Source organism: Cellulomonas timonensis (assembly GCF_900046455.1).
Taxonomy (GTDB): domain Bacteria; phylum Actinomycetota; class Actinomycetes; order Actinomycetales; family Cellulomonadaceae; genus Cellulomonas_A; species Cellulomonas_A timonensis.
The window spans coordinates 833,900-854,975 of the sequence record NZ_FCOT01000013.1 but is presented as its reverse complement, the minus strand read 5'-3'; the positions used below and the strand labels follow the sequence as shown (position 1 = coordinate 854,975).

Here is a 21,076-nt window from a genome sequence, read left to right as displayed (position 1 = left end):
ACGAGGCTTCGGACTCGTCGACCTTCCGTCTCCGCCGTCGCCCGGGGCACTCACCCGGGCACGCACGTCCCGACCGACAAGGAGCACAATCCCGTGAGCGTCAACCGCACCGAGCTCGTCCAGGCCATCGCCGCCAAGGCCGGCCTGACCAACACCGCCGCCGACGCGGCGCTCAAGGCCTTCCAGGAGGTCCTGGTCGAGCAGCTTGCCGCCGGCGAGAGCGTCACGATCCCCGGCCTGCTCGCGGTCTCGCGTGCCGACCGTGCCGCGCGCACGGGCATCAACCCGCAGACGGGTGAGAAGCTCGAGATCCCCGCCGGCTTCCGCGTGAAGCTCACCGCGGGCAGCGCTCTCAAGCGCGCCGTCGCCGCCAAGTAGGCAGCACCTGACGAAGCCCCCGGCCGCAGCAGCGGTGGGGGGCTTCGTCATGCCCGCCCCGTCACCCGGGTCCGCCCGACCGCCCCGTGTGGGCCGTCGCCTAGACTGGGCGGGCATGCGCGGGCGCGCTGATCGGTTGTGAGTTGAGCGGTTCTGGTGCACGGGTGCAGTGGGGGAGCGGAGGACTGATGGCGGTGGTGCAGCGCAACACGCGGCAGCGCGCCGAGGTGATCGCACTTCTCGACGGGCTCGACGAGTTCCGCAGCGCGCAGCAGCTCCACGAGCTCTTGCGGGCCCGCGGCTCGAGCGTCGGCCTGGCGACCGTCTACCGCGCGGTGCAGACGTTGAGCGAGAGCGGCGAGGTCGACGTCCTGAGGTCTGCGGACGGCGAGGCCGTCTACCGGCGGTGCGAGCGGCGCAGCCACCACCACCACCTGGTCTGCCGGCACTGCGGCCGAGCCGTGGAGATCGACGGCCCGGGCACCGAGGCGTGGGCCGACCAGGTCGCCGCGTCGCACGACTTCGCCGACGTGGAGCACACCATCGAGCTCGTCGGCACCTGCGCGGACTGCCGTGCGGCGGAGGCCGAGGCGCGCGCGGAGGCCGCGCGGCGCCTGGCGGCAGACGGCCAGGGCTGACGCTCCTCGCCGGGTCTGATGTCCGGCAGAATGACCCGGTGACCGCGACCCACGACACCGCCCGACGCGACTTCGCCTCCGATAACTACGCGGGGGTGCACCCCGAGGTGCTGGCCGCGCTGGCGGAGGCCAACGGCGGCCACGAGGTGGCCTATGGCGAGGACCGCTGGACGGCGCGCCTCCAGGACGTGCTCCGGCAGCAGTTCGGCCCGACGGCCTTCGGATACCCCGTCTTCAACGGCACCGGCGCGAACGTGCTCGCCCTGCAGTCGATGCTGCCGCGATGGGGCGCCGTCATCTGCGCGGACAGCGCCCACATCAACACCGATGAGAATGGCGCCCCCGAGCGCGTCGGCGGGCTCAAGCTCCTCACCACGCCGTCACCTGACGGCAAGCTCACCCCCGAGCTCGTGGCTCGGCAGGCGTGGGGATGGGGGGACACCCACCGGGCACAGCCAGGTGTCGTCTCGATCACCCAGGCCACCGAGCTCGGCACGGTGTACACCCCGCAGGAGATCCGCGAGCTCGCCGACCAGGCGCACGGGCTCGGGATGCGCCTGCACCTCGACGGGTCGCGGCTGTCCAACGCGGCCGCCTCGCTCGACGCGCCGCTGCGCGCGCTGACCACCGACGTGGGCGTCGACCTGCTGTCGCTGGGCGGCACCAAGAACGGGCTGATGATGGGCGAGGCCGTCGTGGTGCTCGACCCTGACGCCGTCGCGGGGATCGACTACCTGCGCAAGGTCGACATGCAGCTCGCCTCCAAGATGCGGTTCGTCTCCGCGCAGCTCGTGGCCCTGTTCGAGGGAGACCTGTGGCGGCGCTCAGCGGCGCACGCGAACGCGATGGCCGCGCGGCTGCGCGCTGGCGCCGAGTCCGTCGAGGGCGTGCGGATCACCCAGCCGACGCAGGCCAACGCGGTGTTCGCCGCGCTGCCGCCCGGCGTGGCCGACCGGCTGCGCGAGCACCGGCGCTTCTACGACTGGAACCCCGCCACTGGCGAGGTCCGCTGGATGTGCGCGTTCGACACCACCCCGCACGACGTCGACGAGTTCGTCGAGGCGCTGCGGGGTGCTGTCGCGGCCGGCTGAGAGCCGTACTCAGACGCGGAGCGGGCCTGGGCTGGGCGGTGGCGCTGGGCTAGGCGGTGGTGCTGTGCTGGCGCGACAGCCCGGCGCGTGGCGACGGCCAGACGTGGAAACAGGTGCGGGGAGCGCTCAGTCGCACTCCCCGCACCTGTGCTGGGGGTTGATTCAGCCGACCAGGCCGATGGCCTCTGCTCACCCGAGCAGGGGCCACCGGTGGTCGTGCGGTGGGTCAGCTCACCGAGCAGGCCTGCCCGTTGAGCGAGAAAGCCGCCGGCGCCGTATTGGTCCCCGAGTGGGAGCCGTTGAAGCCGATGTCCACACTGGCGCCAGCCGCCAGCGTGCCGTTCCAGGCCGCGTTCGCCGCGGTCACCGCGGATCCCGACTGCGACCAGGTGGCGCTCCAGCCCTGCGTGACCTGCTGGCCCGAGGGGAAGGAGAACGTCAGGCGCCAGCTGCTGAGCGCTGAGCTACCCGAGTTGGTGACGCGGATGGAGCCGGTGAAGCCCGTGTTCCAGCTGTTCGCCGTGTACTTGACGTCGTGGGCGGCGGCGTCGTCGGGTTGGTGGTGGAGATCACCGGGTAGGCGTTCTGCACCAGGGTGCGGAACTGCGCCTCGAACCACTGGCCGGCGAGCGGCGCGTTCGGGGTGGCGCCGGTGAGCTGGTTCGCCAGCTTCGGCGAGACGAACGTGGGGTCGCACATCCGGTCGAATCGCTTGCCCTGGTCGTTGGGGATCTCTGAGGACGCGCCGTCGGACTCGCCCGGGGGCTTGATCCAGACGAACGCGTCAAGGTGGGAGCTCGCGTAGCCCGACGGGGTGGCCTGCGGCCGCTCGCCGATGCCGGCGCCCAGCGGGTTGCACCAAGCGCCGCGGTGCACGCGCTTGTCGACGCGGGACTGGTCGACGTAGGTGTTGAGGGTCGTGCTGGTCGAGGCGGCCGTGGGCCGGGCGGAGCCGCCCCAGCCATTGCGCGACGTGTCGATGAGCATGCCGGTGCTGGCCGGGAAGCCCTCGGCCACGAGCAGCGAGTGCAGGTGGGCGGTCCAGTCGATCTCGTCGAAGTCGTCGTTCCACTCGTAGAAGCTGCTCGACTTCACCGGGTTGCCGCCGACCTGGAGGGTCGGGCTCGTCAGGAAGGGCTCGACGAGCGGCGTGGAGTTCGCGGTGTTGGTGACGAAGCCGTCGACCGACGCGAGTCCTGCGGACGTGGTGCGCGCGACGTCGGCGAAGAGCTTGGCCGCGGGAGCGGCGTTCGACGGCCACCCCAGCCAGCCGCCGTGCGCGGCGTCGATGTACGTGTACACGTTCGGGATGGCGTGCAGCTTGTCGAGCGCGTACTTCACACCCTCGCGGTAGTAGGGCGCGGCCTGCTGGCACGCGGCCTCGGAGGAGTTGGTGATGAGGTTGGGCAGCGAGTCGGGCTCGATCGTCGCCGAGATCCGGATGTCCTGGTACTTCGGGTCGCCGAGCAGGGCGGCGATCGGGTCGATGTACTCGGACTTGTAGCGGGCCATGCCCGCGTCGGTGGCCGGGAGCTCGCCGTTGGACGCCAGGGCGTAGCAGTCGCGTCCCGGCAGGTCGTAGATCACGACGTTGAAGACGATGGGCGTGCTGCCCTGCTTCTGCGCGAGGGCCTGGTCCAGGTGGTACTTGAGGCCGTTGCCGTCGGCGTTGCCGGCGATCGCGCTGATCCGGTCCATCCACACCGCTGTGGGCTGGTTCTTGATCGCGCGCATCTTCGCGGCGAGGGTCGCGTCGCCCGCACGGCCGGCGGCGGCCTCGACCGACGCCGACCAGGTCGGGTTCACGTACTGCGTCGCGCCGGCGTACGGGTTGTCGACGTGGGTGGGGGCGGCGCTGGCCCCCGTCGACATCAAGGTCAGGGGAAGGGCGACGAGCGCTGTCGCCGTCGCGGCTGCGGCAGCTGCTTTCAGCCGCTTGGGGATCCTGGACACACGGTCCTCCGGGTGGGTTCGGCACGCCGCCCGGCCGATCCGCCCAGGCGACAGTCGCCTGCACTCAGTCCGCGGCGACTACCGGGGAAGGTGGCACGGCGCTGCCTGCCGCAGGGACGCCGCGAAACCTTTAGGCCCGCCCCCGTTACCTGATCGTGATCATGGGGCGAGCCGCCGAGCCGCGCCGCCACAGGCGTGCTGATCGGTCATCTCGCACGTGGGCCGGTACTTCCGCGCACCGCGATCCCACCTACCGGAACCATGCGGCTCGCATCCTGGTCCCCGTCCAGAACGGCCAGGACGGCCTCGCCGACGGCGGTCCCGAGCGCTGTCAACGGAGACGGCAACGTCGTGATGGACGGGGTGGCCAATCGGCACAGGGCGGAGTCGCCCCCCGCCAGGATCGACAGGTCCCACGGCACCTCGAGGCCCGTGCGCCGCGCCACGTCCAGCGCCGCGACGGCCATCTGATCCGAGTCGTAGACGATCGCCGACGGCGGCACGGGGGAGGTCAGGAGCCGGCGGGTCGCCGCCGCGGCCTCCTCGGCCGTGGCGCTCGTCGGCTCGTGGACCACGTTCCCCCCGGCGCGCCCCAGGGCGGCGCCCAGCGCGTCGAGCCGGACTCGGGAGCGGTGCAGGGCAGCCGGCCCGGTCACCAGCGCCACCTCGCGGTGCCCCAGCTCGAGCAGGTACGTCCCGACGCGCGTGAACGACTCCTGGTCGTCGAGCCACACGGTCGCCAGGCCTTGCGCCACCTGCGGCGGGCCGAGCACCACCGCCGGGGCGCGCATCCGGGCCAGGGCCTCCACGCGCGGATCCTGGGGCAGCGGATCCGCGACCACCATCACGTCGAACCGCCGCTCCGCCCACCACGTGCGGTAGGTGGACACCGCCTCCTCCGCCGAGCCCACGATCTGCAGCACCAGCGCGAGGCCGCGCGCCGCGACGACCTCCTGCGTCGCCATGACGAAGTCGAGGAACGACGTGGCGTGGGCGGTCGCGTCGGCGTCACGGCCCAGCACCAGGCCCACGGCCCGCGGGCCGGTGCGCATCGAGCGGGCGGCCGCACTCGGGCGCCACCCGAACTCGTCGGCCACCCGCAGCACCCGCTCACGGGTCGCGGCGGAGACGCCTGGCCTGCCGTTGAGCGCGTAGGAGACGACCGCGATCGAGACGCCGGCGGCTCTGGCGACGTCGGAGATCGTCGGTCGGCGTGTGATGGATCCGAGACCGTCTGCTGCGGGTATGTCCATGATCACCTAGTCTGTCGCCCGATGCGTGCAAACGTATCGTCTCGGCTCCGACGACGTAGGCGAGGTGTGGGCAATGGTGGCCACCATCCGGCGCGGTCATGTACCGCTCAGCGCACGACGCACGATCGGTGTGCTGTCGCCGGTCGTGGGGGGCTTCTACTTCGGCGGCCTCATCGCGGGCGTCGTCCGCGCGGCACGCAACGCCGGGCACCGGGTGGTCGCGGTGCAGACGTACCCCGCAGGGCTCGACCGCGAGCGGTACCCGGACGAGCCGTTGCTGGAGGTCCCCGTCGCGCTCGGCGCGGTCGACGGGATCGTGGTGATCGCCAAGGCCGTGCGGCACGACCGGCTGGCGTCGGTGCAGGGATGGGGGCGGCCGCTGGTGCTGATCAGCGAGGACGAGACGAGCATGCCCGTCCCCGTGGTGGTGCCGGACAACGCCGGCGGGGTGCGTGCCGCTGTGACGCACTTGATCGAGCACGGCCACACAAAGATCGGCTTCGTCGGCAATGTCATGCAGCGTGACCTGCGCGAACGCTATGCGGCGTACCGCGAGACCCTGACCGAGCACGGCATCGAGCCACGGCCCGAGTGGTTCTTCGACACCGCCGACAACCATGAGCAGGGCGGCGCCGACGCGGCCGGACGGTTCCTGGCCGCTGGGTCGCCGACCACGGCGATGTTCGCCGTGACCGACCGCAACGCGATCGGTTTCACCCGCACGTTGCGGGCCAGTGGGCTCGTGCTCCCACGCGACCAGGCAGTCATCGGCTTCGACCACACCGACAGCGGGGCGCGGCTGTCACCCCGGCTGTCGACCGTCGACCCCCACCACGACCGGTTGGGCGAGCTCGCCGTGGCGCTGCTCCTGGCGAAGATGCGGGGCGAGGAGGTGGAGCCCGCCGTGCACCGCACCCCCGCCACCCTGCTGACCCGCGAGTCGTGCGGCTGCGGGGAGACGGCCGCCGTGGCGCCCGAGGAGGCGGCAGCCCCGCACCTCGGCGCCAGCGCGGCACGCAACCGGCTGCGCCTGCTCGCCGACGTCGCGTTCGGCGGCTCACCCGTCTCAGGGAGTGGGCGCCGGCCGACGGATGACGCCCGCACCACGTGGTGCCACGGCGTCCTGGACCCACTCCTGGCGGCCGCCGAGCGCGGCGCGATCCCGACGCCGACCACGCTGACCCGTCTCGCGGACCTGTCGTCCGCGCTGCAACCGCATCCGGAGGCCCTGGAGCAGCTCGTGGGCGTGGTGCGCGACCTCGAGGCCGAGACGCTGGACGCCCTGGCCCCGGACTCGCCGCACCCGGCCGCGGTGCGCAGGGTCGCCACCGAGCTGCTGTTGGCGCTCACCAAGGGTTGTGTGCGTCCGCTGCTCGCGCGCAGCGGGAGCCTCGAGCGCACGATCGCCGACCAGTACGAGGTCGACATGGACCTGCTCCGGGGCAAGGGCGCGAGCCCGCGGGCACTGACCTGGCTGCCCAGGGCGGTGCGCGGCCCGGCGTGCCTGGGGCTGTGGGTCGGCCGCGAGCGTGCCCCGGGCGACCGGGAGGTCGAGATCGTGGGGGTGTACGACACCAGCGGCACCCTGACCCGCCTGATCGGCTCGCGCAGCCCCGCGAGCCAGTTCCCCCCGCCCGCCCTGACCCGCTCGAGCGGGGTCGGGGGCAGCGACCGTCCCTTCTACACAACCGACGCTGCCGGCGACCTGCCGCGGCGCCCGCGAGCCAGTTCCCCCCGCCCGCCCTGACCCGCTCGAGCGGGGTCGGGGGCAGCGACCTGACGTTCGTGGTCCCGGTGACCTTCGCCGGCAGCGACTGGGGCCTGTTGGCGATCGACGGGGTCGTCGAGGCGCGCATGACCAGCGCACGGGACAAGTACAACCACTGGGCGGCGCTGCTCGCCGTCGCCCTCGACCAGGAGCGGCTGCTCGGCTCCCTGCGCGAGCAACGCCGAGCCCTTGAGCAGGCGGCCGCCCGCGAGCGCGCCCTCGCCGACAAGGTCCGCGCCAGCGAGGAGCGGTACGCCCTCGCGTCGATGGCCGCGCAGGACGGCACCTGGGACTGGGACGTCAGCGCGGGCACCGTCTACTACTCGCCGCGCTGGAAGCAGGTCCTCGGGTACCAGGACGACGACATCAGCTCCTCGCCCACCGAGTGGCTCGAGCGCGTCCACCCCGACGACCGGGACGAGCTCTCCGCCGCCATCGCGGCACAGCTCGGCGGGGCGCGCGTGCCGCTCGAGCTCGAGCATCGCGTCCGCACCTCGACCGGCGACTACCGGTGGATGATGTGCCGAGCCGTCACGGTGCTCGACGACGCGGGCTGCCCCGCGCGGCTGGTCGGCGCCCTCGTCGACATGACCGAGCGCAAGGAGCAGGAGCTGGCGCTGCGGCGCAACGCCTTGCGCGACCCGGAGACGGGCCTGGCGAACCGCATGCTGTTCATGGAGCGGCTCGGCGCGGCCGTCAAGCGGGCGCGGCGCTCCGAGGAGTACGACTGCTCGGTGGTGCTGCTGCGGCTCGAGTTCGCGAGCGGTCACGCGTCGCGTGGCGAGGAGTCGGCAGACGACGACACCCTGGCCCGCGGCGAGGTCGTCCGCCGGCTGCGCCGGGCAGTGCGCGAGGGGGACACCGCCGCGCGGCTCGGCCAGGACGAGTTCGCGGTGCTGCTGGACGACGTGGGGGCGGGCGGCGACCCGCTCCGGGTCGACGAGCTCCTCACGCACCTGCAGATCGACTTGGGCGCGGACTTGGCGACCGGTGTGCTGCCCAGTGTGCAGCGCTACCACGACGCCGACGACGCGTTGCGCGAGGCGGACATCGCCCTGCTGCGCGCGTCAGTCAGTGCAGTGGGTCAGCGACCCACGGGGGTGTGGCGGGGCCGACGGTCCCGCGTGTCCACGCGGTCGCGACCCTCGGGACGGTGCGCGCCGGTGGGACGCGACGCGCCCTGGCCGGTGCGGGGGCCGGGGCCCTCGTCGATCCGGATGCGCAGCGGGCGACCCGCGACGCGAGCCCGGCCGATGCGGTCGAAGGCGTCGGGGCTCAGCCCGGCGGGGATCTCCACCAGGGAGAAGCTGGGGAAGATCTCGATCTTTCCCAGGTCCTTGCCGGTCAGGCCGCCCTCGTTCGTCAGCGCGCCCACGATGGCGCCGGCCTGGGCGCCATGCGTGTGGCCTACGGCGACGCGGTACCGGAGCGCGCCCTCGGTGCGGTGCGTGGCGCGGCGGGGGCCGTCCGGGGGCGGCCGGGCCGAGCGCTCGTTCCGGTCGCCGCGGTCCGACAGGCGCGCGCGGCTCAGCGCGTCGTCCATGTCGTCACCGTGCGTGGGACGCGCCGTGGGGCCGGTGTCGCCGACGGCGAGCGCGGCCATCACGGCGGCGAGCTCGACGGGGTCGACCGACGGGTTCTCGGCGAGGTAGGCCGTGACGGCCGTGCGGTACAGGTCGAGGCGGCCGGCCTCGGTCCGCGCGGCGACGTCGCGCAGCAGCTTCTGCACGCGGTGCGCTGAGACGTCGGCGGGGGAGGGGATCGAGATCTCCTCGAGCTTCTGGCGCGTGGTGCGCTCGATCGCGCGCAGTCGGTGCTGCTCGCTCGGCGTGACGAACGTCAGCGCCTCGCCCGAGCGGCCCGCGCGGCCGGTGCGGCCGATGCGGTGCACGTAGGCCTCGGGCTCGCTCGGCGCGTCGAAGTTCACGACCAGGCCGATCCGGTCCACGTCCAGGCCACGGGCCGCGACATCGGTGGCGACCAGCACGTTGAGGGCGCCACTGCGCAGGCGCTCGACGATCTTCTCGCGCTCGCCCTGGGCCACGTCGCCGGAGATGTAGGCGGCTGAGATGCCGCGCTCGATCAGCGCGCTGCCGACCTCCTCCGCCGCGCCACGGGTGCGGACGAAGACGATTGCCGCATCGGCGTCGGAGACCGCGAGCACGCGGGCCAGGGCGCCGGCCTTGTGCCGGTACGGCACCACGGCGTAGGTCTGGTTCACGCTCGTGACGGTGGACGACTGCCGCGAGACCGCGACCTCGACCGGGTTGTTCAGGTGCTGGCCGGCCACCCGGCGGATCGCCGGGGGCATGGTCGCGGAGAACAGCGCGACCTGGCGGTCGGTGGGCGTCGTGTTGAAGATCTTGTCGACGTCCTCGGCGAAGCCCATCCGCAGCATCTCGTCGGCCTCGTCGAGCACGAGGAAGCGGACGTTGTCGGGGCGCAGGGTGCGCCGCTCGAGGTGGTCGATCACGCGGCCCGGGGTGCCGACGACGATCTGGGCGCCGCGGGCCAGCGCCCGCTGCTGCGGCAGGAACGGCGAGCCGCCGTAGACCGCGATGACCTCGACGCCGGGCAGGTGCTTGGCGAACGTCTCGATCGCCTCGGCGACCTGCATGGCCAGCTCACGGGTGGGGGTCAGGACCAGGGCCTGGACCTCGCGCAGCGACGGGTCGACAGCGGCGAGCAGCGGGAGGCCGAACGCGGCGGTCTTGCCGGTGCCGGTCTGGGCGACACCGGTGATGTCGCGGCCCGCGAGCAGCGCGGGGATGGCCTCGGCCTGGATCGCCGAGGGGATCTCGAAGCCGAGGTCGGCGACCGCGCGCTCGAGCGCCTCGGGCAGGCCGAGCTCGGAGAACTTGATGGTGGGGGTTGCCGCGTCCGTCGACTCGGTCGAGGGCAGGGCAGCAGAAGGCAAGGACGTCATATGTGAATGGCACCGTTCGGATGGCTGAGGAGTCGCGTGCGGGCCGGCCAGGGGGGCCGTCCCGAAGGTCGCAGTCCCGAACACATCCACGGCGGTGACGCCGGTACACAGGCACGAGGGAGGCGCGACGAACTCCAGGTTCGGGATGAGTCTACCGGGTGCGCGGGGTCGCCCCGTGGTGACGCTGCACACAGCACCCAGGCGCGTGCCTCGGCGCGACGCGGGTCACAGCAGGCCGAGGCGGCGGCCCTCGATGGCGGGGCAGGCGTCCATCACGACGTCCAGGCCCGCGTCGCGGGCTCGTTCTGCGGCGTCCTCGTCGACCACTCCGAGCTGCAGCCACACTGCACGTGCGCCCACCGCGATGGCGTCGTCCACCACAGCGCCCGCGCGCTGCGCGTTCACGAAGACGTCGACCACATCGATCGGCTGCGGGGCCGACGCCAGGTCCGGGTGTCCCGAGACGCCTGCGACGGCCTCGGCCCGGGGGTGCACAGGCACCACCTCGTGCCCGAGCGCGTCACGCAGGTACCCGGCGACACCCCAAGCCGCGCGGGCGCGGTTCGTCGACAGCCCCACCACCGCCCATCGGGCGGGGGTGACCAGCAGTCGGCGGATCACCTCGGGGTCGTTCACATGGGACATCCGTCCAGCGAACCACACCCGCGCGAGCCTGCTCAGTGCTTGAAGGCGTCCTTGATCTTCTCGCCGGCCTTCTTGAGGTCGGCCTTCACCTGGTCGCCGCGGCCCTCGGCCTCGAGCTGCTCGTCGCCGGTCGCCTTGCCAGCGGCCTCCTTGCCCTTGCCGGTGAGGTCCTCAGCGGAGTTCTTCGCCTTGTCGTCAATGCCCATCTCGGCTCACCTCTCCCTGTCCTGAGCGGGTCTCAGTAGACGTTCGACCGTACGTCAGACCGGCATGACCTGCGCGGCGGGGAACCCAGGAGGCCTGAACGACGCATAAGATCGAGGGTCAGCAGAGAGTCGACGACAGGGGAGGCCGTGACGGAGAAGGTTGCCGTCTCAGACCGCGTGCTCACGGTCCCGAACGTCATCAGCCTGGCGAGGCTCCTCCTGGTGCCCGTCTTCGCGGTGCTCATCGGGGTGGGCGAGGACGGCTGGGCGCTGCTCGTCCTCGCGGTGTCAGGAGCCAGCGACTGGCTCGACGGGGTCCTCGCGCGCCGCCTCGGTCAGGTGTCGAAGCTGGGGCAGATGCTCGACCCCGCCGCCGACCGCCTGTTCATCCTGGTGACCCTCCTCGGGCTCGCATGGCGCGACGTGGTGCCCTGGTGGCTCGTGCTCGTGCTGGTCCTGCGCGACCTGCTGCTGCTCGGGCTGCTCGCCGTCCTCGCCCGGCCGGGGTACGGCCCGCTGCCGGTCCACCTGGCCGGCAAGGCGGGCACCTTCGCCCTGCTCTACGCCTTCCCCCTGCTCCTCCTGGCGGAGTGGCCCGATCCGATCGGCTCCGTCGCCCTCGTGCTCGGCTGGGCCTGCGCCTGGTGGGGCGTGGCGCTCTACTGGTTCGCCGGTGTGCTCTACGTGCTCCAGGCCCGCCAGGTGCTCAAGGCCGACGCCGCGCAGGCATCGCACCCGTCGGCCGTGGTGTGAGCCCGGACGGGCGCGCGGACCAGGCGCCATCCGGCGCCGATCGCGCGCGCGGCGCCCTCGACGCCTCGATGACGCTGCTCAACGAGGTCACCCGCAAGCCCCTGGACCCCGGCTACCGGCTCGCCGCGGAACGTCGGGCGCTCGAGGGCTCCCGGCCGCACACGGCACGACGCACCGCCCTCGTGCTCCTGTCCGCGATGGTCCTCGGGCTGGGCATCACGGCCGCCACCCTGTCGCTGCGCGCCCCACAGCCCAGCGTCATGGCCGCGCGCCTGCTCCTCGAGGAGCAGATCCGGGACCGCACCGCCGATGTCGAGCTCCTCCGCGACAGGGCGCAGGCGCTCAACGCCGACATCGACCAGCTCCACGCCTCGGCCCTGGCCGCCAGCAACTCCGCGCTCGTCGAGCAGCTCGAGGCCGACTCGATCGCGTCCGGCGCCACTGCCGTGACGGGACCCGGCCTGCGCATCACGCTGACCGACCCTCCCGTCACCGAGGGCGGAGTCGAAGACCCTGAGGCTCGGGTGATCTACAGCGACCTGCAGATGATCGTCAACGGGCTGTGGCAGGCGGGGGCCGAGGCGGTGTCGGTCAACGACCAGCGGCTCACAGCGACGACGTCGATCCGCAGCGCTGGCAGCGCCATCCTCGTCGACCTGGTCCCGATCATCGGCCCGTACACGATCGAGGCGATCGGCGACCGGCAGGGCCTGCAGACCGGGCTGGCGCGCTCACGTGCCGGGGACTACATGACGTGGCTGCGCAACTCCGCGGGCGTCGGCGTCGACACCAGCTCCCAGCCCGCCCTCGAACTGCCCTCCGCAGCGCGCGTCACGCTCCACTCGGCCACCGTTCCAGCCAGCACGCCGCTGGTGGCGCCCCACCGTCGGTCCGTCGCCGGCGCGGTCCACCGTCCGGGTGATCCGAGCGGCTCTGACCAGCAGTCCGACCAGCGCGAGGTCGTCGGGGCCCGAGCGGCCGCCGGACATGTGGCAGGGTCATGGCCGACGGTGAGCGGGAGGAGTGGTCGCACGTGATCGCAGTGATCGGCCTGGTGGTCGGTGTCGTCGCGGGTCTGCTGGTGCAGCCAGTGGTGCCCGTCTTCCTTCAGCCGTACCTCCCGATCGCGGTGGTGGCCGCGCTCGACGCGCTGTTCGGCGGCCTGCGCGCCATGCTCGACGGGATCTTCGACGACCGGGTCTTCTTGGTCTCGTTCCTGTCGAACGTCGTCGTGGCCGCGCTGATCGTGTTCCTGGGCGACCAGCTCGGCGTGGGCAGCCAGCTCTCCACCGGCGTGGTGGTCGTGCTCGGCATCCGGATCTTCTCGAACGCCGCGTCCATCCGCCGGCACCTGTTCAAGGCATGAGCGCCCCCGACGCCGAGCGCGCAGAGCACGTCACCCCGCCCGATGCGACGCCGGACGATGCGACGCCGGACGAGCCCGCGGAGCCGGCAGTCGCCGCATCGCAGCACCGTGGCGGGTGGTCGACGTTGCGCGGCCTGCTGCGACCGCGCGCGACCCGCTCGCAGATCCTGATCGCGCTGCTGTGCGCGCTCCTCGGGTTCGCGGTCGTGGCCCAGCTCCGGCAGACCCGCGACGACGGCCTCACCAATCTTCGGCAGTCCGAGCTGGTGGGGATCCTCGACCAGACCACCCGCCAGGGTGACGACCTGCAGCGTGAGATCGCCGAGCTCGAGCGCACACGCGCCGAGCTGGAGTCGGGCACGGACAGCCGCCAGGCGGCTCTGGACGCCGCGACGCGCAGCGCCGCCGTGCAGGGCATCCTCACCGGGCGCCTGCCCGCCGAGGGGCCGGGGATCATCGTGACGCTCACTCAGGCGACGGGCACGATCCGCTACGAGCACATGCTCAACATGCTGGAGGAGCTCCGTAACGCGGGCGCGGAGGCGGTGCAGGTCAACGACCAGCGCTTGACCGCGTCGAGCTACTTCGCGCCGGCGGACGACGGCGTGGTCGTCGACGGCGTGCTGATCCGGGCGCCGTACGTCTGGCGCGTCATCGGCAACCCCGAGACGATGTCCACCGCGTTGGACATGCATGGCGGTGCCCTCGCGGTGATCCGGAACGGGGGAGGGAAGGCTGCCGTGACCAGCGAGGCTCTCGTGGAGGTCACCGCGACGCGCGAGCCGACGGCCCCGCAGTACGCCACTCCGCAGCCGGCGCCGACAGGTTGAGCGGCGACAGCTCGACGGCGCGTCGGCGCGGTGCTACAACATCGGCGCGCATCCGCATAGGCTGGTGTCACAGTCGTGACCTCGAAGGCGGGTCGCAGTCACAGCAGGCCCGGGAGGCGGCATGAGCGACGATCGGCAGCTACCGGAGCAGGGGCGGAGCGCGCAGCAGGAGCACGGACAGTCGGGGTACACCCCCTCGGCGTCTGACACCACGGTGTTCACCAGCATCGACTCGACCGAGCTGGAGATTGTCGCGCCAGCAGGCCTGAGCGGGGAGGTCCGCGCCGCGGTCCACGCACTGCCGCGCACCTCGGCGCTCCTGGTCATGCAGCGCGGGCCCAGCGTGGGCGCCAGGTTCCTGCTCGACGCCGAGCGGACGATAGCTGGACGCAGCCCCGACGCGGACATCTTCCTGGACGACGTGACCGTGTCCCGCAAGCACGCGGAGTTCGTCCGTGAGGGCGACGACTTCGTGGTGCGCGACATCGGCTCGCTGAACGGCACATACGTGAACCGGAACCGGATCGACGCCGCGCTGCTCCGCCCGGGCGACGAGGTGCAGATCGGCAAGTACCGGATGACGTTCCACCCGAGCCCCGCGCGTGCCGCGGGCGCCGAGCCGGCCGCCCACCCCCTGTCGTGAGGTCGGAGCACTCGATGCGGGGGTCGGCGAGCGCCCGCGCTGTCGAGCGCCTGCCCGCGGACGTCGTCGAGCCCGACGACGAGCCGCGCGACGGCGAGCCGGAGGGCGTCGAGCCGTGGCCCCGGGGCATCTCCCGCCGGGCGACGATGCGGATCTCCGATGTGCTCGCGGCCCTGCAGATCGAGTTCCCCGCGGTGACGAACTCCAAGTTGCGCTTCCTCGAGGAGCAGGGCCTGGTGCTGCCGGTGCGGACGCCAGCCGGCTACCGCCAGTACAGCCCCGCCGACATCGAGCGGCTGCGCTACGTGCTGCGGCAGCAGCGGGACCGGTACGTCCCGCTCAAGGTCATCGGGGAGCAGCTCGCGGCGCTCGACTCGGGCGTCGAGGACGAGCCCGCCGCGCGCGCGCAGCTCGCGACCCGCGACGGCGTGCGGCAGGCACCGACGTCGGGCGCCCGGCTGACCGCTGCCGCGCTGGCCCGTGAGGCCGGCGTCGACGTCGAGGTGGTGACGGACCTGGTGGGAACGGGCGTGCTCCGGCCCACGGCGTCCGGGCACTTCGATCCTTGGGCGCGCGATGTCGTGCAACTCGCCGCGGCGCTCGGCGAGCATGGGATCGACTCGCGCCACCTGCGCGTCTTCCGTGCCGCGGCAGATCGGCAGGCGGACCTCGTCGAGCAGATCGTCGCGCCCTGGCGAGGCCGCAACGCGCCCTCCTCGCGTGCTCGCGCGGGCACGCTCGCCGCCGAGGTGGGGGAGTTGTGCACCCAGCTCCACACCGCGCTCGTCCGTGGCGCTGTGTCCGAGCTCGCGCCCTGACCTCGGCGTTCCCGGATCGGGTGAGAAGCCGTCGCTCTCACGCAGCCGACGGCGCGTGCCCGACGTAGCGTGGTCACGTGGGTGAGGACGAAGAGCTAGTTCCGGTCGAGGTGGTCGGCGTGCGACAGCACCTGGTCGACGAGGAGATCGTCGTCCTGCTGCTTGACCCCGCCTCGGAGTTGTTCGTGCCCATCGTCATCGGGCCCAGCGAGGGCAGTGCCATCGCCTCGGCGCAAGCCGGGATCGTGCCGCGCCGGCCGATGACCCACGACCTGCTCTGCGATGTGATCACCGCCGTGGGCGCGAGCCTGCGACAGGTGGAGATCACGAGCCTGGAGCACGGGGTGTTCCATGCCGCGCTCGTGCTCGGATCGGGCGGGCGCGTCGACTCGCGCGCCTCGGACGCGATCGCGGTGGCCGTGCGGGTGGGCTGCCCGGTGCTGTGCTCTGCCGAGGTCGTGGCGATCGCCGGCGTCGAGGCGTCCAGCGGCCCCGCCGAGCAGGAGGTGGAGCGCTTCCGAGAGTTCCTCGAGCAGGTCACCCCGGAGGACTTCGACACTGGCCACGACCAAGGGCCGGAGGGCCGGTGAGCAGGAGATTCGATGTCAGGTAGAGGGTGAGACTCGCCGGCCACGACACTCCGTGACGGCGCGCCGGGCGACGTCGTTGACGCTCCGGGGCCCCAGGCCTAGCGTGACCGATGGACATCCGAAAGCCCGAGGCCACACGTCTGGCGAAGGCGCCGACACGGCGGATGAGACAGCGAGTGGAGGACCTGTGAGCGGCACCGGTGACAGCGTGGAGGCTGCTGGTGGCGTCCCCCAGCGAGCCCAAGGCCTGCTGTTCGGGGACGAGCTCCCCGACCTCGACACCACGACCGGCTACCGCGGGCCCACGGCCTGCCGCGCGGCCGGGATCACCTACCGCCAGCTCGACTACTGGGCGCGCACCGGACTGGTCGAGCCGACCATCCGCCCGGCCACGGGCTCCGGCACGCAGCGGCTCTACAGCTTCCGGGACATCCTGGTGCTCAAGGTCGTCAAGCGGCTGCTCGACACCGGGGTCTCGCTCCAGCAGATCCGCACCGCGGTGAGCCACCTGCGCGAGCGGGGGGTCGACGACCTCGCCCAGATCACGCTCATGTCCGATGGCGCCAGCGTCTACGAGTGCACCTCAGCCGACGAGGTCATCGACCTCGTCCAGGGTGGTCAGGGAGTCTTCGGCATCGCCGTCGGCCGGGTCTGGCGCGAGGTGGAGGGCACTCTCGCGCAGCTGCCCACCGAGCGCGCCGACGACGGGGCAGAGGGCGACGCCGGCACGGGCTCCGACGAGCTCGCGGCCCGTCGACGGGCCCGCAACGCCGGCTGAGCGCCACTCGCTGAGGCCGCGGGGCACGTCTCAGCGGGTCGCCGGGGCCCGCAGCGCTCGCTCGAGCAGGAGGTCGAACGCGTCCGCGAGCTCACCGGCGGCGGCGCCAGGCCACGCGTGGACCGGCTGGGCGGCGCCTTGCGCCTGCTGTAGGGCAGCGCGCTCCGGGAGCATCGGGCTCAGGATCAACGGGCCGTACAGCGACCGCAGCTCCTCGAGCCGGAACGCCTGCTCGACGGAGCGCGCGCGCACCCTGTTGACCACCACGCCGAGCGGTTGCAGGGATGGGGCCGGCCCGCGTCGCAGCTCGTCGATGGTGCGCATCGCGCGGCCCACTGCCATGACGGAGAACAGGCCGGGCTCGGTGACCACCATGGCCCGATCGCATGCGGTCAGCCCGGCGCGGGTCAGCCCGCCCAGCGACGGCGGGCAGTCGAGCAGCACGAGGTCGTAGCCGCTCACCCAGGACAGGGCGAAGCGCAGTCGGTCCACGTCGCTACCGGTCGGGTCGATCCCGTCATGGCGTGCCGACCTGTCCGAGCCCGCGAGGACGTCCAGCCCGTCATCGGCCCATCCGCTCGTCACCGTGGCGGCGCGCACCGTCTCGGCCGAGGGGTCGTCCAGCACCGCGGCGACGTCGAGGTGGTCGCCCGGCGCCACGCCCAGCGCGAGTGTGCTGTCGCCCTGGGGGTCGAGGTCGACGACGAGCGTGCGTAGACCGCGTTCTAGAGCCGCTGAGGCCAACCCCAGCGTCACCGACGTCTTGCCCACGCCACCCTTGAGACTGCACACACCCAGGACCAGCACGGGCTCACGGTAGCGGGACGCCGCCCGAGCGCGAAAAGCGGCGCGCAAACGCGGCATGGCAAGATCTGCGGTGGGGAGCGGGGAGGTCTGTTCGGCATGCGGTTGGCCACGACCTGCGTGGACGCCAGCCGCTACCGTGCTCCCGAATCAATCGGATGGGGTGAGTCGTGTTCTCGAAAGTGCTCGTCGCGAACCGCGCTGAGATCGCGGTGCGGGCTTTCCGTGCTGCCTACGAGCTGGGCGCCCGCACGGTCGCGGTCTTCCCACAAGAGGACCGGAACTCCGAGCACCGGCTGAAGGCCGACGAGGCCTACCCGATCGGGACCGCGGGACACCCGGTGCGGGCGTACCTCGACATCGCGGAGATCATCCGGGTCGCCCTCGACTCGGGCGCGGACGCGATCTACCCGGGTTACGGATTCCTCTCGGAGAACCCGGACTTCGCCCGGGCGGCAGTCGACGCGGGCCTGACGTTCATCGGCCCGCCGCCTGAGGTCCTGGAGCTGGCCGGCAACAAGGTGCGCGCCTTGCGGGCCGCGCGTGACGCCGGCATCCCGGTGCTGCCGTCCTCGGCGCCCTCCTCGGACGTCGACGAGCTGATCGCGGCCGCCGACGAGGTCGGATTCCCCATCTTCGTCAAGGCTGTCGCAGGCGGTGGAGGGCGCGGCATGCGGCGCGTGGCCACACCCGCCGAGCTGCCCGAGGCGCTGTCCGCCGCGATGCGCGAGGCCGACGCGGCGTTCGGCGACCCCACCGTGTTCCTCGAGCGGGCCGTGCTGCGCCCCCGCCACATCGAGGTGCAGATCCTCGCCGATGGCGAGGGCAACGTGGTGCACCTGTACGAGCGGGACTGCTCGTTGCAGCGCCGCCACCAGAAGGTCGTCGAGATCGCGCCCGCACCGAACCTCGACCCGGAGATCCGGGACGCGCTGTGCCGTGACGCGGTGAAGTTCGCGAAGAGCATCGGGTACCAGAACGCCGGCACCGTCGAGTTCCTGCTCGACACGGTGGGCGAGCGCGCCGGCGAGCACGTGTTCATCGAGATGAACCCCCGCATCCAGGTCGAGCACACGGTGACCGAGGAGGTCACCGACATCGACCTCGTGTCCTCCCAGATGCGCATCGCCGCAGGGGAGACCCTCGCCGACCTGGGCATCGAGCAGGACTCGATCCGCATCAACGGCTCGGCGCTGCAGACCCGCATCACCACCGAGGACCCGTCCAACGGCTTCCGCCCGGACACGGGCCGGATCATCGCGTACCGCTCGCCGGGTGGCGCGGGGGTGCGCCTCGACGGCGCGACCGCGTCGGCGGGCTCGGACATCTCGGGCCACTTCGACTCGATGCTGGTGAAGCTCACCTGCCGTGGCCGGGACTACCCGACGGCGGTGCGCCGTGCGCGTCGCGCCCTCGCGGAGTTCCGCATCCGCGGCATCCGCACCAACATCCCGTTCCTGCAGGCTGTGCTCGCCGACCCGGAGTTCGCGGCGGGGAACATCTCCACCTCGTTCATCGACGAGCGCCCCGAGCTGCTCGCCGCGCGCGAGAGCGCCGACCGCGGGACGCGGCTGCTGTCCTACCTCGGCGACGTCACGGTCAACCGGCCGCATGGGGTCCGCCCGGGCGACGCCGTCGACCCGCGCCTCAAGCTGCCCCGAACGGACCTGGCCAGCCCGGCCCCGGCAGGCAGCCGCCAGCGGCTGCTCGAGCTCGGCCCCGAGGGCTTCGCCCGGTCGCTGCGCGAGCAGACGGCCGTGGCCGTCACCGACACGACGTTCCGCGACGCCCACCAGTCGCTGCTCGCCACGCGCGTCCGCACGCACGACCTCCTGGCGGTGAGCGCCACCGAGGCGCGGCTGCTGCCGCAGCTCCTCTCAGTGGAGGCATGGGGCGGCGCGACCTACGACGTGGCCCTCCGGTTCCTCGGCGAGGACCCGTGGGAGCGGCTCGCGTCGCTGCGCGAGGCGATGCCGAACCTCGCGCTGCAGATGCTGCTGCGCGGGCGCAACACCGTCGGCTACACCCCGTACCCCACGGAGGTCACCGCGGCGTTCGTGCGCGAGGCGACGGCCACCGGCATCGACATCTTCCGCATCTTCGACGCGCTCAACGACGTCGAGCAGATGCGCCCGGCGATCGACGCCGTCCGCGAGGCGGGCACCCCGATCGCCGAGGTCGCGCTGTGCTACACGGGCAACCTGCTGAACCCTGCGGAGGACCTGTACACGCTCGACTACTACCTGCGGCTCGCCGACAAGATCGTCGAGGCGGGCGCGCATGTGCTGGCGATCAAGGACATGGCGGGACTGCTGCGGCCTGCTGCCGCGACGAAGCTCGTCACCGCGCTGCGGGAGCGGTTCGACCTGCCGGTGCACCTGCACACGCACGACACCACCGGCGGCCAGATGGCGACGCTCTTCGCCGCGGTCGAGGCCGGGGTCGACGCGGTCGACGTGGCGAGCGCCGCGATGGCCGGGACCACCAGCCAGCCGCCGATGTCGGCCCTCGTGGCCGGGCTCGAGCACACGCCACGGGACACGGGCCTCGACCTGCGGGCAGTCTGCGACCTCGAGCCGTACTGGGAGGCCGTGCGCCGCCTGTACCGGCCCTTCGAGTCGGGCCTTCCCGGCCCCACGGGCCGCGTCTACGACCACGAGATCCCCGGCGGTCAGCTCTCCAACCTGCGCCAGCAGGCCATCGCGCTGGGCCTGGGCGGCCAGTTCGAGCAGATCGAGGAGACCTACGCCGCCGCGGACCGCATCCTCGGCCGCCTGGTCAAGGTCACGCCATCGTCCAAGGTGGTCGGGGACCTCGCCCTGCACCTTGTCGCACGTCAGGCCGACCCGGCGGACTTCGCCGAGAACCCGCAGTCCTACGACATCCCGGACTCCGTGGTCGGGTTCCTCTCCGGCGAGCTGGGCGACCCGCCCGGCGGCTGGCCGGAGCCGTTCCGCTCCAAGGCCCTCGCGGGCCGCACGGTGCGGAACCCCGTCACCCCGCTGTCCGAGCAGGACCTCCAGGACCTCGGCGCCGACTCGGCGACGCGTCGCGACCGCCTGAACCACCTGCTGTTCGCCGGCCCGACCAAGGAGTTCCAGACGTTCCGGGGCTCCTACGGCGACGTGAGCGTGCTCGACACCACCCGCTACCTCTACGGCATGACCAATGGCGACGAGGTGGACATCGAGCTCGGCAAGGGCGTGCGCCTGCTGGTGGGCCTCGAGGCCGTCGGCGAGCCGGACGTGCGGGGCATGCGGACCGTGATGTTCACGCTCAACGGCCAGATCCGCCCGATCCAGGTGCGCGACCGGACGGTCGAGGTCGACGTGGCGGCCGCCGAGAAGGCCGACCCCGGCAACCCCGGCCAGATCGCGGCGCCGTTCGCCGGCGCTGTGACGCCCGTCGTCCAGGAGGGCCAGTCCGTCGAGGCCGGCCAGACCGTCGCGACGGTGGAGGCCATGAAGATGGAGGCCGCCATCACGACCCCCGTCGCCGGGAAGGTCCAGCGCCTCGCGATCGGCGCGGTGCAGCAGCTCGAGGGCGGCGACCTGGTGATGGTCATCTCCTGACCTTTCGGGGACCGCCGCGCCAGGACGCCTCGGCGCACTGGCGCGGCGGTCGACGCCCCCTGAT

At 72.6% G+C, this 21,076-nt stretch carries 20 protein-coding genes and 1 pseudogene; 14 read left to right on the top strand and 7 right to left on the bottom strand.

Annotation, left to right across the window (positions count from 1 at the left end; translation table 11 throughout):
• The first annotated feature begins 93 nt into the window (after positions 1–93).
• The 3 genes from BN3788_RS17335 to BN3788_RS17325 all read left to right on the top strand — a co-directional run bounded on the left by BN3788_RS17335 (position 94) and on the right by BN3788_RS17325 (position 2,107).
• Positions 94–378, top strand: coding sequence for an HU family DNA-binding protein (locus BN3788_RS17335; RefSeq protein ID WP_066588874.1), 285 nt, complete (start codon positions 94–96; stop codon positions 376–378).
• A gap of 188 nt (positions 379–566) precedes the next feature.
• Entirely contained in the window at positions 567–1,016 is a 450-nt protein-coding gene (locus tag BN3788_RS17330) for a Fur family transcriptional regulator (protein WP_066588873.1), read from the top strand.
• Between the two features lie 38 nt (positions 1,017–1,054).
• Positions 1,055–2,107, top strand: a complete 1,053-nt coding sequence (locus tag BN3788_RS17325; RefSeq protein ID WP_066588872.1) for a threonine aldolase family protein — start codon at positions 1,055–1,057, stop codon at positions 2,105–2,107.
• 226 nt (positions 2,108–2,333) lie between these two features.
• On the opposite strand, the gene BN3788_RS20265 is transcribed toward BN3788_RS17325, so the two are convergent.
• The 3 genes from BN3788_RS20265 to BN3788_RS17315 all read right to left on the bottom strand — a co-directional run bounded on the left by BN3788_RS20265 (position 2,334) and on the right by BN3788_RS17315 (position 5,313).
• Complete coding sequence (locus BN3788_RS20265) at positions 2,334–2,594, bottom strand: cellulose binding domain-containing protein (RefSeq protein WP_187138405.1); 261 nt, start codon at positions 2,592–2,594, stop codon at positions 2,334–2,336.
• The gene (locus BN3788_RS17320; protein WP_199824804.1) at positions 2,546–4,060 is read right to left on the bottom strand and encodes a glycoside hydrolase family 6 protein; all 1,515 of its coding nucleotides are present in this window, start codon (positions 4,058–4,060) and stop codon (positions 2,546–2,548) included. The genes BN3788_RS20265 and BN3788_RS17320 overlap by 49 nt, the downstream gene beginning before the upstream one ends.
• Before the next feature lie 206 nt (positions 4,061–4,266).
• On the bottom strand, positions 4,267–5,313 hold the full coding sequence (locus BN3788_RS17315) for a LacI family DNA-binding transcriptional regulator (RefSeq protein ID WP_066589691.1): 1,047 nt from the start codon (positions 5,311–5,313) through the stop codon (positions 4,267–4,269).
• Between the two features lie 130 nt (positions 5,314–5,443).
• Between BN3788_RS17315 and BN3788_RS17310 the strand changes: the two genes are divergently transcribed.
• Both BN3788_RS17310 and BN3788_RS17305 read left to right on the top strand, forming a co-directional pair.
• Positions 5,444–7,060 (top strand): substrate-binding domain-containing protein, encoded by a 1,617-nt coding sequence (locus BN3788_RS17310; RefSeq protein ID WP_234346707.1) that lies wholly within the window; start codon positions 5,444–5,446, stop codon positions 7,058–7,060.
• 107 nt (positions 7,061–7,167) lie between these two features.
• Positions 7,168–8,088 (top strand): annotated as a pseudogene (locus BN3788_RS17305) (PAS domain-containing protein); the annotation flags it as partial.
• A 77-nt stretch (positions 8,089–8,165) separates the two neighbouring features.
• Here the strand turns inward: BN3788_RS17305 and BN3788_RS17300 are convergent.
• The 3 genes from BN3788_RS17300 to BN3788_RS17290 all read right to left on the bottom strand — a co-directional run bounded on the left by BN3788_RS17300 (position 8,166) and on the right by BN3788_RS17290 (position 10,858).
• The gene (locus BN3788_RS17300) at positions 8,166–10,007 is read right to left on the bottom strand and encodes a DEAD/DEAH box helicase (protein WP_066588869.1); all 1,842 of its coding nucleotides are present in this window, start codon (positions 10,005–10,007) and stop codon (positions 8,166–8,168) included.
• A 225-nt stretch (positions 10,008–10,232) separates the two neighbouring features.
• Entirely contained in the window at positions 10,233–10,652 is a 420-nt protein-coding gene (locus BN3788_RS17295; protein WP_066589688.1) for a CoA-binding protein, read from the bottom strand.
• A gap of 32 nt (positions 10,653–10,684) precedes the next feature.
• Complete coding sequence (locus BN3788_RS17290; RefSeq protein ID WP_066588867.1) at positions 10,685–10,858, bottom strand: CsbD family protein; 174 nt, start codon at positions 10,856–10,858, stop codon at positions 10,685–10,687.
• A gap of 147 nt (positions 10,859–11,005) precedes the next feature.
• Between BN3788_RS17290 and BN3788_RS17285 the strand changes: the two genes are divergently transcribed.
• The 8 genes from BN3788_RS17285 to BN3788_RS17250 all read left to right on the top strand — a co-directional run bounded on the left by BN3788_RS17285 (position 11,006) and on the right by BN3788_RS17250 (position 16,636).
• Positions 11,006–11,611 (top strand): CDP-alcohol phosphatidyltransferase family protein, encoded by a 606-nt coding sequence (locus BN3788_RS17285; RefSeq protein WP_066588865.1) that lies wholly within the window; start codon positions 11,006–11,008, stop codon positions 11,609–11,611.
• A complete protein-coding gene (locus BN3788_RS17280) occupies positions 11,608–12,648 on the top strand; it encodes a DUF881 domain-containing protein (RefSeq protein WP_066588863.1) in 1,041 nt (346 codons plus the stop codon). The genes BN3788_RS17285 and BN3788_RS17280 overlap by 4 nt, the downstream gene beginning before the upstream one ends.
• A complete protein-coding gene (locus BN3788_RS17275) occupies positions 12,645–12,977 on the top strand; it encodes a small basic family protein (RefSeq protein WP_066589682.1) in 333 nt (110 codons plus the stop codon). The genes BN3788_RS17280 and BN3788_RS17275 overlap by 4 nt, the downstream gene beginning before the upstream one ends.
• A complete protein-coding gene (locus BN3788_RS17270; RefSeq protein WP_066588861.1) occupies positions 12,974–13,807 on the top strand; it encodes a DUF881 domain-containing protein in 834 nt (277 codons plus the stop codon). Before BN3788_RS17275 ends, BN3788_RS17270 begins: the two co-directional genes overlap by 4 nt.
• 121 nt (positions 13,808–13,928) lie before the next feature.
• On the top strand, positions 13,929–14,450 hold the full coding sequence (locus BN3788_RS17265) for an FHA domain-containing protein (RefSeq protein WP_066588859.1): 522 nt from the start codon (positions 13,929–13,931) through the stop codon (positions 14,448–14,450).
• 14 nt (positions 14,451–14,464) lie between these two features.
• A complete protein-coding gene (gene ftsR / locus BN3788_RS17260; protein ID WP_082813027.1) occupies positions 14,465–15,268 on the top strand; it encodes a transcriptional regulator FtsR in 804 nt (267 codons plus the stop codon).
• A gap of 77 nt (positions 15,269–15,345) precedes the next feature.
• Positions 15,346–15,858, top strand: coding sequence for a bifunctional nuclease family protein (locus BN3788_RS17255; protein ID WP_066588856.1), 513 nt, complete (start codon positions 15,346–15,348; stop codon positions 15,856–15,858).
• 187 nt (positions 15,859–16,045) lie between these two features.
• Positions 16,046–16,636, top strand: coding sequence for a MerR family transcriptional regulator (locus BN3788_RS17250; RefSeq protein WP_066588853.1), 591 nt, complete (start codon positions 16,046–16,048; stop codon positions 16,634–16,636).
• 30 nt (positions 16,637–16,666) lie between these two features.
• On the opposite strand, the gene BN3788_RS17245 is transcribed toward BN3788_RS17250, so the two are convergent.
• Positions 16,667–17,443: a ParA family protein gene (locus tag BN3788_RS17245; RefSeq protein ID WP_066588851.1), complete on the bottom strand. Its 777-nt coding sequence runs from the start codon at positions 17,441–17,443 to the stop codon at positions 16,667–16,669.
• A 167-nt stretch (positions 17,444–17,610) separates the two neighbouring features.
• Here BN3788_RS17245 and BN3788_RS17240 point away from each other — a divergent pair, with 167 nt between their 5' ends.
• Positions 17,611–21,012 carry a pyruvate carboxylase gene (locus tag BN3788_RS17240; protein WP_066588850.1) on the top strand — a complete coding sequence of 1,134 codons (3,402 nt, stop codon included), beginning with the start codon at positions 17,611–17,613 and terminating at the stop codon, positions 21,010–21,012.
• Positions 21,013–21,076: the final 64 nt, after the last annotated feature.

Excerpts from the sequence above, each read along its gene's own strand:
- BN3788_RS17295 (WP_066589688.1), bottom strand. The coding sequence starts at position 10,652 with ATGTCCCATGTGAACGACCCCGAGGTGATCCGCCGACTGCTGGTCACC.
- BN3788_RS17270 (WP_066588861.1), top strand. The coding sequence starts at position 12,974 with ATGAGCGCCCCCGACGCCGAGCGCGCAGAGCACGTCACCCCGCCCGAT.
- BN3788_RS17290 (WP_066588867.1), bottom strand. The coding sequence starts at position 10,858 with ATGGGCATTGACGACAAGGCGAAGAACTCCGCTGAGGACCTCACCGGC.
- ftsR (WP_082813027.1), top strand. The coding sequence starts at position 14,465 with ATGCGGGGGTCGGCGAGCGCCCGCGCTGTCGAGCGCCTGCCCGCGGAC.
- BN3788_RS17315 (WP_066589691.1), bottom strand. The coding sequence starts at position 5,313 with ATGGACATACCCGCAGCAGACGGTCTCGGATCCATCACACGCCGACCG.
- BN3788_RS17265 (WP_066588859.1), top strand. The coding sequence starts at position 13,929 with ATGAGCGACGATCGGCAGCTACCGGAGCAGGGGCGGAGCGCGCAGCAG.
- BN3788_RS17330 (WP_066588873.1), top strand. The coding sequence starts at position 567 with ATGGCGGTGGTGCAGCGCAACACGCGGCAGCGCGCCGAGGTGATCGCA.
- BN3788_RS17300 (WP_066588869.1), bottom strand. The coding sequence starts at position 10,007 with ATGACGTCCTTGCCTTCTGCTGCCCTGCCCTCGACCGAGTCGACGGAC.